Below are 12,816 nucleotides of genomic sequence, written 5' to 3' on the forward strand. Positions count from 1 at the left end.
TTTTAACTTTTAACTTTTAACTATAATTCTTCCTCTAATTCAATAGGTTCAGTAACTGTTCCAAATAATTTTTCTTTCCAATTTGTCCAACCATATTTATTTGAAAAAATAAAAAGTACTAAAGGATACAATACAAATACTGGTAAAAACATTAACAAATCTAACGATGGTTCTGACACATCAATTAATAATGCATCTGTTTGAAAAACTGCCCAATTTGAACTCACTAAAACAGCTGCGACAATATTATTTGCTGCGTGAAAACCAAGTGCCAATTCTGTGCCTTCATCCATTAGGGTAAAAATACCTAAAACCAATCCTGTTCCAATATAATAAATCATAACAATCCATCCAAGTTTTTCAACTTCAGGATTTAATCCGTGTAATAACCCAAAAATAACTGCAGTTAAAATTAACGCCACAAATGATTTTTTAAACCAAAATCCAAAAGCCTGCATCAAATATCCTCTAAACAAAAGTTCTTCCATACTTGTTTGAATAGGTAAAAACACTATAGAAATCAGTAATAATACAAAAAACGGAATGGATTTAAAATTCCAAACATAATCGTTAGGAGACATAAAATAATCAACTCCAATTAATAATACTCCCATTGTAAACCAAACAAAAAAGGCATAAAAAAACCGATTCCAATCAACTGATTCTCTAGATGTTACAATTGACTTTATTTTTCGTTTATGTAATTTATTTACAAATAAAAATAACAATACTAGCAAAAATAAAAAAGGTAGTAAATTAATTAAGAAATCTAAATTACTAGGTTCTTTTTGCTCCATTTCTTGATACAAAGTATCTAATAATTCAGGAAATAATAGGTAAATAAACACATTTATTAAAAACGGAAATGTAACAACCGAGATTGTTATAAAATAAGTCCACCACTTATTGTTCCCTGTAAATGCTTGTTGTATAAATTTCATTTTTAAGTTTTTAAAATCTTATTTTAGGTTAAAAAATTTAATTATAAATCAACCTTCCATTTTTTGGTTGAATTGTAATGTAAATGTCCGTTTTTTACTTCTAACGGACTCTCAAAATTATTAGTAAACAAACTCCCAGTGCCCAAACCTTGCGGCATTTTATTACCTAAATTATAGGTCCATTGTGCAATTGCATTTAACCCAATATTACTTTCTAAAGCGGAAGTTATCCACCAACCAATTTGCTGTTTTTCTGCCAAATTAATCCAATCTTCACTTCCTTTAAAGCCACCTACTAAACTGGGCTTTAAAATTATGTATTGTGGATTTATTATTTGTAGTAATTCTTGCTTTTTTGTTACATTAAAAACAGCAATTAATTCTTCATCTAGAGCAATTGGCAACGGTGTTTTTAAACATAAATCTGCCATTTCATTTATTTGTCCTTGTTTTATTGGTTGCTCTATAGAATGAATTTCAAAATCGGAAAGGCATTTTAATTTTTCTAATGCCTCATTTGGGTTAAAAGCTCCGTTTGCATCCACTCTCAATTCAATCTCTTTTGAAGAAAAATGGTTTCTAATACTTTTTAACAATCCTAGTTCAGTTTCAAAATTAATTGCTCCAATTTTCATTTTTATAGTTGAAAATCCTGCTTTTAATTTTTCTTCAATTTGCTTTTTCATAAAAGCTTCGCTTCCCATCCAAATTAAACCATTAATATTTATGGCTTCTTTTGATTGTGTGAATTTTGAAGGAAATAACTCGAAAGGAGTTTTACTTTTTAATGATAAAACAGCTTGTTCTAATCCAAATTGAATAGAAGGAAATTCAATTAATTCGGTTAATAAATCATTAATATTTGCATTGATATTTTCGCAAAGCCAATTTAATTTTTCTTCATAATCTGGTCTATCGTCAATACTTAAACCTTTAAAAACAGCACATTCACCAATACCGATTTTATCTTGATTAACTAATTTTAAAAAATAGGTTTCTTTAGTTTTCAAGATCCCTCTGGAAGTACCGCTAGCTTGTTTAAAATTTAGAATGTATTTTTGATAGGTTGCTTTCATTTAGTTTAGTAAAATTGAAAGGTACAAATATTTAAAATTTAATTATATATTGAACTATAATTTTAATATTTATGGAAGTTCCGAACATACCAAATTTAATTTATTACGCAATACCATTTTTTATTGTAACTGTAATTTTTGAAGGTATTATTTTATTTAAAAAACAACCTCAAACCTATCAATTTAAAGATACTTTTGCTTCAATAGCTATGGGAGTTGGTAACGTATTAGTTAATTTAATAAGTAAGTTACTAATAGTTTTAATTTTTGCTTTTATTTATGAAAATTATAGAATTACTACCATTCCTTTTGCTTGGTGGTCTTGGTTACTTGTTTTATTTGCTGATGACTTTTGTTATTATTGGGCACACAGAATGGGACACGAAAGTCGTTTTTTTTGGGCTTCACATATAGTGCATCATTCTTCGCAAAAGTATAATTTAAGTACTGCATTACGTCAAACTTGGACTGGTGGTTTTTTTACCTTTGTGTTTTATTTTATATTACCATTTTTAGGATTTCATCCGTTAATGATTTTTACACAAATGACCATCAGTCTATTATACCAATATTGGATTCATACCGAATTAATAGCTAAAATGCCACGTTGGTTTGAAGCTGTATTCAATACACCCTCGCACCATAGAGTGCATCACGGAAGTAATCCATTGTATTTAGATAGAAATCACGCTGGAATTTTTATTATTTGGGATAAACTTTTTGGTACATTTCAACCAGAATTAAAAGAAGAAAAAGTTATTTATGGATTAACTTCAAATATTAACACTTTTAATCCTATAAAAATTGCTTTTAATGAATGGTTTTCAGTTTTTAAGGATGCTTTTTCAGCTAAAACATCATTTACAAATAAATTAAAATATTTTATAAAACCACCAGGCTGGAAACATGATGGTTATGGAAAATTATCAAAAGATTTAAGAGAAGAATGGCTATCATCTACATCAAGAAATAAAATAAATTAAACATAAAAAAAAGAGAAGCAAGTTGCTTCTCTTTTAATTTCTATAATTTATTTATTTCTAAAAGAAATCAGCTTTATAACTTCCATTATGTGGCTTATATTCTCCAGTAATAATCCTAATCATATCAATAATCCACCAAATTCCAAGACCACCTAAGGTTACAATAAAAAGTAAATTAATATACCAAGGATTACCCAAATACCATTTATGACCAGCCAAACCACCTAAAAAAATACCTAATAACAAAGCAATACCTTGACTTTTTTCTGATCCAGCTGCAGCAGGAGAAACTAATATCTCAGCATCTGAAGTTTTATTAACTTCGGTAGTGTTATCTATAGCAGCAACTCTTTTAACGGGAAAAGAAGCATAGCTAACACTTGTAACCAATAATAACGATACTAATGTTAAAATAATTTTTAATTTCATAGTTTTTAAGTTTAAGTTTGTATTCAAATCTAATGAAAAATGTTTAAAAAAAGTAAATACTTTCCTTTTATTTTAATCTTATTACTTTTTAATGATGCTATTTATTCACAAGATGAGCAAGAATATCTAGGGGTTATTAAATTAAATGATTCTTCTTTTATCTCTTATCGATTAAATTTAATTGAAGACACTAATTTAATTTCTGGCTACTCGATTACTGATATTGGTGGTGACCACGAAACTAAATCAAATATAACTGGTGAATACAATTCTAAAACCAATATGCTTTCATTTAAAGAAGTTGGAATAATTTACACAAAATCTGTAGTCTCAGATTATGATTTCTGTTACATTCATTTTGAAGGGAAATTTAAGAATATTGATTCTAAAAAAAATATTGAAGGTAAATTTATAGGGCTTTATAATGATGGGAGCAATTGTATAAATGGTGAAATTAAACTTAGAAATATTGAAAAAATTGAAAAAAAAGCTAAAAAAATTGACAAACTAATTCAAAAATCAAAACGTGTAGATAATACAACTAAATCTAAAGTAAGTGTAATTCAGACTTTAGATTCCTTAAAAATGAATATCTTAAAACCAAATCAAAATTTAACAATGTTTTCAGCTTCTTCTAAGCTTAAATTAAATATTTATGATGCTGGAAAAGTTGATGGGGATAAAATTAATATCTATGTAAATGGATCTATTTTTCTTAGAAATTATAGTGTAGATAAAAATATAAAACAATTAACAATTCCTTTGAGTTCAAAATCAACTCTTATTGAAGTTTTAGCAATAAATACAGGTACTATCTCTCCAAATACAGCGAAAATAGAAATTGTTGATCAAAAAAATAATATTAATACCTTAACTCGTTTAAAACAAGGAGAAAAAACTTCAATAACTATTGTAAAAATTAATTCCTTTTGAAAAAATGCCTGTAAAAAAATTTCATAAACCCATTCATTTCTTTGAGTTTGTCTTTTACAAATTCTTGCATTTCTATAGCTAAAATAGCTGGATATAAAAACTTTCCTTCATCAAAAAAAAACTGCAATACATATTGCTTGATTCTCCATTTTAATTTGTTCCACCACCTTTGCCCTTTGAATCTTTATTTAAACTCCAACAATTTTTAGATGTTTTTGTACACATTTATTTATCTTCATTTTTCAAAAGATATAAACCTCCTATAAGCAGAATTATTGCTGAACCAATGGAAATATAACCCATTTCTTTTTCTGAGTTATTTGAAATATCTACTTTTAAATCTAATACTTCAATTGATTTTGAATTTTCACTAATTTTATTGAAACCAAAATAACCTAAGCAAAGACTTATAACAATTAAAAGAATTCCTATAATTTTACGAGTATGCATTAGTTCTATTCTATAATTAAATTTTTATGTTTTCACCTATTGGTAATAAATAGAGTTCTTTTTTTGCTTTAGCAAACTTTTCGAATGCTTCTTTGTGATCTATTTTAATATAACCAAAAGTATCAAAATGAATACCTAAAACTTTATTACAACTTAAAAATTTACTTGCTTTTATAGCTTCATCTATTCCCATAGTAAAATTATCTCCAACTGGTAAAATTGCCAAATCCAGTTCTCCAATAACATCTGGAATTAACTTCATATCGTATGTTAAAGCAGTATCTCCTGCAATATATAATCTGTGATGTTTTGTTTCAATTACAAATCCACCCGGTTGCCCACCATAAGTTCCATCTGGAAAAGAACTAGAATGAACGGCGTTGGTGTAATGCACAGTTCCAAAATCAAATTTCCATTTACCACCATGATTCATCGGATGGCCTTCAATTCCTTTAGCTTCAAAGTAAGTAACAATCTCATAATTAGAAATTATTTTAGCCCCAGTGCGCTTTGCTATTACTTCTACATCTAAAATATGATCTTGATGTGCGTGTGTAACTAAAATATAATCAGCTTGCAATTTATTAATATCTATATCTTTTGCTAATTCGTTTGCTGTAATAAAAGGATCTATTAATAAAGTTTTGTCTTTAGTTTCAATACTTAAAGTTGAGTGACCTAAATATGTTATTTTCATTATAAAGTTGTATTTAAAGGTTTACTGCAATTTAATGAATATTTTTCAAAAAAAGAACCATAGAAAAATTAATTCTATGGTTCCAAACAAACAAATAAGTATCGTCTAATATTATGAAAAATAATTAAAACTGATACTTGAGATAGGTAGTAAAATTTCTACCTGGTTCGTAAATTCTCCCAGAAAGTGTATTTGAATTCTTATAAGAGAAATTTAAATGTTCATAATAATTTTTATCAAACATATTTAATACTGCAACTCCAATTGATACACCTTTAAAAGGGGTATAACCTGCTCTAAAATCTAATGTGCCAAACCCTGGAGTTTCTTCTTCCATAAATGTGCTAGAAATTCTGTCTTGTCTTGCTACCAATCTAGAGTTTAAAGTAAACCAATAATTATCTACTTCATATTTTACCCTTAAATTTGCCATAAAAGGAGGAATATGAGCTAATGGTTCATCAAAATCTTTATTCTCAGCTTGCGTATAAGAAACATCAGATGTAAACGTTAAATTATCTGAAGCTTTTACATTAAAACTAAACTCTACTCCTGTTTGTGAAGCCTTATCCAAATTTATAAATTGCTTTGCAAAAACTGGTGGATTTGTTGGCATAAATTTTCTTGGAATTGATGTTTTTACAATTGCAGAAATATAATCTTCTAAGAAGGAATGAAATACAGAAGCCCCAATCTCAATAGTTTCAAACTTCTTTACAATAGACAACTCAATTTGGTTATTAATTTCAGGTTTCAAATTCGGATTTCCAACATACTCATAAGGATCTACTCCTACTGCAAAATGATTTATATAACGTTCAATCATTGAAGCAGTTCTAATACCTCTACCAACTGCTAATTGTGTTTGAAATCCATTTTTTTGATATTTAATTGAGGTATTTGCACTTACATTTACTTCGGTTTCATCTTCTATACTTCCACCATATAATGCTTCAAAATCAGGAGCAGGATCGTTTAAAGAAGTTGCAATAAAATCAGCTCTTATACCTGCTGTGAAACTTGTATTATCAACAATTTTAAAATTTCCTTCTGCAAAAACACCTATATCATTTAAACTTGCATCTTGCCAAATTTTATCTACAAAAGTTTTTGGAGTCGGTAACATAGTACCATTTATTATTTTAACAATTCTGGTCCTATCTCCTGCTCTATCAATTAAATTAGCGTCAATTCCTGTATAAATTCTTGCGTTTTCAGTGGGCAATAAAACCAATTCAATTTTACCTCCAGTAGTCCAAGATTCAACTGGAGAACTAGCCCCAGTCATTTTAAAACTTGGTCGATCTTTGTTTGTCATTAAATGATCTACATAAGAATGGAATATTTTTACAGAAAAACTAGCTATTTTTTGAGAAATAGCATTTATTTTATAATCAATTCCAGCCAAAAAACTATCGTCGAAAGGAGAATCCATTGGTAAACCGGCATGGTCTATATCACGTCCAAAGGACTGTCTCCAACTTAATTGGAAACGTTGTTTTTCAGTTGGGTTTATTCCTATTCTTAATGAATAATCTGTTGTTTTAAATGATGCTGGAACTTTTGTGCCATTACCATCTTTATAATCCCCAAAATCGCGATACGAACCATTTAAATGCACATCAAATTTATCTTCAACATACAATGCAGAAGCTCCCATAACTAAATTATTTCCATTAGATTCGTATCCCCCTTCTATACTTCCATGAAAACCATGTTTTCCTTTTGTAGGATTTTTAGAAACTAGATTAATAATCCCTCCAAAATTTTGACCAAAACGAACGGTAAAAGGACCTTTTACAATTTCAATTTTTTCAATTTCTTCAGGAATTACATGTGTTGTTATTGGATCCATTCTATTAGGACAAGCATTTAACACTTTCATTCCACCATCATATTGAATATTTAATTGTTCATATTTAAATGCTCTAAAAACTGGTTCTGAAGCATACGCTCCTTTTTTAGTTATTCCAAAACCTTTAATTTCTTTGAATAAATGTCCAACACTTCTAGGCTGACTAATTCTTTTCTCGGTATCGTTTATAACAACAGATTGAGAAATATCTTGCAATGGATTTGCTGCGACAAGTATTTCGTTTAGTTCAATTTGAGCAAGTTCTAGCCTTATTATATTCTGATTCTTTAAAAAAATTTTTATAGTTTTATAACTTACATGTGTAACTTCAACTTCATCGTCAACTTCAGCATTTAAAGTAAATTCTCCCGCTCCATTTGTAAGTGTTGCTATATTGGTTTTTAAAACTCTTAAAGTAGCATATTCTATAGGAGCTCCAGTTTTATCATCTATAATTTTTCCTGATAACTTAGTAGATTGCGCAAAAGAAATCATCGAAATTAATAGTATTGATAGTGTGAGTACAATTTTGTTTTTCATTTTAATTTTAAATAAGTTGTTTTTGTTTTAGATTTAATTATTGTGAGTTTTACACCCAAAAAATAGTTATTACTACTTATACTTTTCAAGAAATAATCTAATTATTAATGAAGTAGCATTAAACTTAAACCACTAATTATAGCTTTCAAAATCAGTAAGTTAAAAGTTACTATTTATGAATAAGGTGTATTAGTAATACCAAAACAGCATATTTTATTAGTTTCAGTTATTTTAGAAAACGACTAAAACTGTAAAAATTAAGTTATTTCTTAATTACATTAACTTGTATGGTTAACAAGTTGTTTGTGGAGGTTTAAAATCCGATTTAAAAAAATCTTGAGTAATAAAGAAAGTTGTGTATTCTTTTTCAAAATTCAACTTATCTTGGATTGCGAATTGATACGTAAATTCATCCAAAGGCGTTACTGGATAGTCATCAAAATTAATTTGTGGTATTGTAGATTTGTGATTGTGATTTGTGTGATTTACTTCCTTTAGTTGCTTCTCTAAATAGCATTTACCATTACATTCTAAATAAGGCTTGTCTTTATTTTCACACAATTCCGTTGCAATATAGTTGTAATTGGAATGATACTCAATTATTGGCATTATAGGACGCACCATTGCCAACAAATAAAGTAAATAAAAAAATATGCCTAAAAACTGATTTTTCACCAATTAAGAATTAATAAAAGACAAATATATCTTTTATCTCTTATAGTAGTGTAATATATATTACTAAAGAATTTAAATCACTAATCCTATTCCAAATAATATTGAGAATAAAAATGTTGTAATTGCAAGTTTTTTTAATTCTGGATCTAACAACTTTGGCTTTTTATTGTTAGCTACAACCTTAAAATGCATTATAATTGGAAAAAATGTAATTAAAAATAGAAACTGATAAGGTGAATTATAATGCACTATTGTGTAAAGTATTGCAAATAAGAATGCTGTAACTAGCAGGTAATAATGATAATATTTTGCAGATTCGTTTCCCATTTTAACGACAAGGGTATTTTTACCTGATTTAATATCAGATGCTCTATCTCTCATATTATTAAGATTTAACACTCCAATACTTAAAAATCCAACAGAAAACGCAGGTAATAGTAACGTAATACTTAATTGTTTTGAATACAAATAATAGCTACCAATTACACTTACTAAGCCAAAAAACAAAAAGACAAACAAATCTCCAAAGCCACTGTAACCATAAGCTTTTTTACCAACCGTATATTTTATTGCTGCTGCAATACTAGCAATTCCAAGACTAAAGAAAATAATTAAGTTTATAAAATCCTCTTTTCCAAAGGCAATAAAAATTAGAGCAATTGCTATTATAAAAGTAATTATACTTGAAGTAACAATAGCCGTTCGCATTTGCTTAGGGGTTATTTTTCCACTTTGCACAGCTCTCTTTGGCCCAATTCTATCTTTATTATCTGTTCCTTTAACTCCATCACCATAATCATTGGCGAAATTTGAAATAATTTGAAAACCTATTGTGGTTAATATTGCTAAAATGCATATCTTCCAGTTAAACAATCCCTTAGAAGCCGCCATAAAACTACCAATAATTATTCCAGAAACCGACAACGGTAAGGTTCTTAAGCGTGCAGCTTGTATATAGCTTTTTACATCCATTTTTTAGTAGAAGTTTCCGATTTATACAACATAAAATTATACATTTCTATTGCTTTCTTGGTTTTTACGCAAGGTAAAATAATTTTTCCAGATGCAGTTTGTATTACCATATTTACAACGTCCTTCTTCTTTTGAAAAAAAGTTTGCTTTAACTTAATATGTTGCAGTTTAAAATGTTCTAAATATGTGGTTTTGGTTGCAATTTGACCAGCTCCAATAACTAACATGTCTTTATTAAAAAAATAGTAACTCTTTTCATACTTTAATAAAACTAAAACAATTAAAAGTGGCGCTAATATTACATTTATAAAAAATAATTTAGTTGATATTAATATAATAACACCATTTAAAAATGCTAAAAACAAAAAACTTCTAAAAAATAATTGTACTTTGTAGTAAGTATCTGGTTTATGCTTTTCTTTATTTGTGAAATTCGTATTTATAAAAAATACATCCTTTAAAACATTAATGTGTTCTTTATTAAAACCAACAACTTTAATTAATTTTTTGTAATTAATTTTACCACTTATTGCTTGTCTAAAAATTACATTATAAATGCCTAATTTTTCTTTTATTGGATTTGTAAGTACTTCTATACTCTGTACTTTCTGTTTTTTTATAATATTATTTTGTTTTGTAATTAAACCTTGATCAATTTCCAAGGTATTATTCTCTAGTGAAACTTGTAAATTAAAATGACGCACAAAAGTTGTTACAAATGAAATTAATACAGAAATAATAAAACTAAAAACAAATAAAAATATCATTAAAAGCAGGTCACCTATAAGTGAATTTGCATTCTCTTCTAGTAGTGTATCAAATTTATCATCAAGCTCTAAGGTTTCTAAAAAATCTTTAACTTGAACATATCCAGAAAAAATAAAAGCAAACAATAACATTAAACTTTTAAAGTGATTTTCTGAAATACTAACTTTTAATAAATCTGAAAAAGTAATTTTATGAAGTAATTCTTTTTTAGGTTCACTATTTTCAACAATTACAGTTTCTTGTTTTTTTGCAAATAATGCTTTTTTTAATGCAACAGCGCTTTCTCTTGAAAGTGCTTTTATAGAAATTTCTACAGTTTTTGCTCCAGCCGTTTCAATTTCAACTTGTGTTACTTTAATTAATTGTTGAATAAAATTTTGTTTGAAGTTTATGTGCTGTATTTTTTCAAATGGAACAGAAATATTTGACTTATTTAAGATTCCTTGTTTCAAAATAAAAGCATTGTCTTTTATCTTAAATTTAAAATTTAAATATATTAAAATTGCTCTAATCAAGATATAGATTAGAATGGCGAAAACAGCTAGCAGAATTTTTGTGAGATTTAATTCAGTTTTATCTTTAGTAAGTAAAATTGGTATTAATACCCATGAAGATTTTAACGATTTATATAAAATTATAAAATAATTTACAATAATTCCTTTTGAAGATTGTCTTGAAAATTCAGAAAAATCGAATGTATTATTCATTAATAAAATGGGTAATAAATTCTTTTATTTTCTTTGCTTCCTGCTTTGGCAGCCCATTTACTTTTAAATCGCCTCCACTTTCTCCGGCAGTAAATATTTTTATTGAAGCTAACTTAAATAGTCTTGAAAATGGTTTTTCTTCCAATTCTACATGTTGTATTCTAGCAAATGGAACTGTAGTAATGGATTGTAATAAAACTCCTTTTTTATAGGAAATATCTTTTTCTCTCACTGCGTACTTCTTCTTATAAAAACCAAGTACTAAAAAAATTAAAAATATGCTTAGTAAAAAAGTCACTGATACATATAAATAAGATGTGTATTCTGGAATATGTGCTTCTAAATTTTTACTAATCAAAAAATACAACCCTACAAAAAGTATAATTGCAACAATACAAAAATTAAAAAGTAAGACTATTAAATATTTTTTATCAATAGATTTAAATTCTATTTGTGAAATATCTGGCAATTGAGAAGTAATTTCTGTGTTTTCGAACATTTATAAAACTATTATGTATTATAAATCTTTTGCATTTGCAATTAATTCTGCAATATCTAACACTTCAACATCAGTTTCCTTATTTTTAGCTTTAACACCATCGGTCATCATAGTATTACAAAAAGGGCAACCAGTAGCAATAATATCTGGTTTTACATCAATAGCTTCTTCGGTACGTTCAACATTAATATCTTTCGTCCCTTTTTCAGGTTCTTTAAACATTTGGGCACCTCCAGCACCACAACATAAACCATTGGTTTTACAACGTTTCATTTCAACCAATTCAACATCTAGCTTTTGAATTAATGCTCTTGGTGCTTCATACACATCATTTGCACGACCCAAATAGCAAGGGTCGTGAAATGTAATTTTTTTTCCTTTAAACTGTCCTCCTTCAATAGTAAGCCTTCCATCATCTATTAACGATTTTAGCAATTCTGTATGGTGTACAACTTCATAATTACCGCCAAGTTGTGGATATTCATTTTTAAGTGTATTAAAACAGTGTGGACAAGCTGTTACTATTTTTTTTACTTCATATGCATTTAACACTTCAATATTAGTCATTGCCTGCATTTGAAATAAAAATTCGTTTCCTGCTCTTTTTGCAGGATCCCCTGAACAACTCTCTTCGGTTCCTAAAACAGCAAATTCAACATTGGCCTTATTTAAAATTTTAACAAATGCCTTTGTTATTTTTTTTGCTCTATCATCAAAACTTCCTGCACAACCAACCCAAAATAAAACTTCTGGTTGTTTACCTTGTGCAGCCATTTCTGCCATTGTAGGTACGTTCATATCAATATATTTTAATTTTTATTCGTGTTTTCCGTCATCAAAAACTTCTATAGTTACTTCTTTTTCAACTAAATCTGTAAAATGACCTCTATAACGTGTTGCCTTAACCAAGTGATTATCAATCCAATGATAATTTCCACCTCTAGGTTTCCCCATTAATAAACTATGATATTTAAACCCATGTTTATTTAACCACATTTCTGTTACTTCTCTGTGCTCTTCAGTTCTTGATGTAAAGAAACAAATTATATGTCCTTCATCAAACCACCTATTTAATGTTGCCAAGGCATCAGGAAAAGGCTCACATGTTCCCATTCTTTCTGGTTCTTCATTAGGAACATCTTCTGTAACTGTACCATCAATGTCTATTAAATAATTTTTAATTCCTTCAGGCAAAATAGGACTAATATGTAATCCATCTTCAACTTTATCGTGTAATAGTTTTTCAACATCTTCTTTTTTCATTCTGTTTTTAATTTTTATAGTAGTATTA

At 27.8% G+C, this 12,816-nt stretch carries 14 protein-coding genes; 2 read left to right on the top strand and 12 right to left on the bottom strand.

The features are described from left to right. Positions 1-20: 20 nt before the first annotated feature. Together IEW75_RS12910 and IEW75_RS12915 are read right to left on the bottom strand one after the other, a co-directional pair. Positions 21-941 carry a CPBP family intramembrane glutamic endopeptidase gene (locus IEW75_RS12910; protein WP_134249124.1) on the bottom strand — a complete coding sequence of 307 codons (921 nt, stop codon included), beginning with the start codon at positions 939-941 and terminating at the stop codon, positions 21-23. Positions 942-982: 41 nt separating this feature from the next. Further along, positions 983-2,017 carry an o-succinylbenzoate synthase gene (locus IEW75_RS12915; protein WP_134249125.1) on the bottom strand — a complete coding sequence of 345 codons (1,035 nt, stop codon included), beginning with the start codon at positions 2,015-2,017 and terminating at the stop codon, positions 983-985. A gap of 71 nt (positions 2,018-2,088) precedes the next feature. Between IEW75_RS12915 and IEW75_RS12920 the strand changes: the two genes are divergently transcribed. Beyond that, a complete protein-coding gene (locus IEW75_RS12920; RefSeq protein WP_134249126.1) occupies positions 2,089-3,000 on the top strand; it encodes a sterol desaturase family protein in 912 nt (303 codons plus the stop codon). Positions 3,001-3,057: 57 nt separating this feature from the next. Here the strand turns inward: IEW75_RS12920 and IEW75_RS12925 are convergent, their stop codons facing one another. Next, the gene (locus IEW75_RS12925) at positions 3,058-3,429 is read right to left on the bottom strand and encodes a TM2 domain-containing protein (protein ID WP_134249127.1); all 372 of its coding nucleotides are present in this window, start codon (positions 3,427-3,429) and stop codon (positions 3,058-3,060) included. Positions 3,430-3,468: 39 nt separating this feature from the next. On the opposite strand from IEW75_RS12925, the gene IEW75_RS12930 reads away from it, so the two are divergent. After that, positions 3,469-4,362, top strand: a complete 894-nt coding sequence (locus IEW75_RS12930) for a hypothetical protein (protein ID WP_134249128.1) — start codon at positions 3,469-3,471, stop codon at positions 4,360-4,362. 225 nt (positions 4,363-4,587) lie between these two features. On the opposite strand, the gene IEW75_RS12935 is transcribed toward IEW75_RS12930, so the two are convergent. The 9 genes from IEW75_RS12935 to IEW75_RS12975 form a co-directional block, all read right to left on the bottom strand. Continuing rightward, complete coding sequence (locus IEW75_RS12935) at positions 4,588-4,812, bottom strand: hypothetical protein (RefSeq protein WP_134249129.1); 225 nt, start codon at positions 4,810-4,812, stop codon at positions 4,588-4,590. A gap of 16 nt (positions 4,813-4,828) precedes the next feature. After that, on the bottom strand, positions 4,829-5,509 hold the full coding sequence (locus IEW75_RS12940; protein ID WP_134249130.1) for a metal-dependent hydrolase: 681 nt from the start codon (positions 5,507-5,509) through the stop codon (positions 4,829-4,831). 124 nt (positions 5,510-5,633) lie between these two features. After that, positions 5,634-7,904 (bottom strand): TonB-dependent receptor domain-containing protein, encoded by a 2,271-nt coding sequence (locus IEW75_RS12945; RefSeq protein ID WP_134249131.1) that lies wholly within the window; start codon positions 7,902-7,904, stop codon positions 5,634-5,636. Positions 7,905-8,195: 291 nt separating this feature from the next. Continuing rightward, complete coding sequence (locus IEW75_RS12950; RefSeq protein ID WP_134249132.1) at positions 8,196-8,579, bottom strand: hypothetical protein; 384 nt, start codon at positions 8,577-8,579, stop codon at positions 8,196-8,198. Positions 8,580-8,651: 72 nt separating this feature from the next. Continuing rightward, positions 8,652-9,551 carry a 1,4-dihydroxy-2-naphthoate polyprenyltransferase gene (locus tag IEW75_RS12955; protein ID WP_134249133.1) on the bottom strand — a complete coding sequence of 300 codons (900 nt, stop codon included), beginning with the start codon at positions 9,549-9,551 and terminating at the stop codon, positions 8,652-8,654. Further along, entirely contained in the window at positions 9,542-11,026 is a 1,485-nt protein-coding gene (locus IEW75_RS12960) for a PH domain-containing protein (protein WP_134249134.1), read from the bottom strand. The genes IEW75_RS12955 and IEW75_RS12960 overlap by 10 nt, the downstream gene beginning before the upstream one ends. Next, on the bottom strand, positions 11,019-11,525 hold the full coding sequence (locus IEW75_RS12965) for a PH domain-containing protein (protein ID WP_134249135.1): 507 nt from the start codon (positions 11,523-11,525) through the stop codon (positions 11,019-11,021). Before IEW75_RS12965 ends, IEW75_RS12960 begins: the two co-directional genes overlap by 8 nt. An 18-nt stretch (positions 11,526-11,543) precedes the next feature. Then, positions 11,544-12,323 (bottom strand): (Fe-S)-binding protein, encoded by a 780-nt coding sequence (locus IEW75_RS12970; protein WP_134249136.1) that lies wholly within the window; start codon positions 12,321-12,323, stop codon positions 11,544-11,546. Positions 12,324-12,341: 18 nt separating this feature from the next. Next, positions 12,342-12,788, bottom strand: coding sequence for an LNS2 domain-containing protein (locus IEW75_RS12975; RefSeq protein ID WP_134249137.1), 447 nt, complete (start codon positions 12,786-12,788; stop codon positions 12,342-12,344). Positions 12,789-12,816: the final 28 nt, after the last annotated feature.

It is taken from the genome of Lutibacter litoralis (assembly GCF_014646675.1).
GTDB classification, from domain to species: Bacteria; Bacteroidota; Bacteroidia; order Flavobacteriales; family Flavobacteriaceae; genus Lutibacter; species Lutibacter litoralis.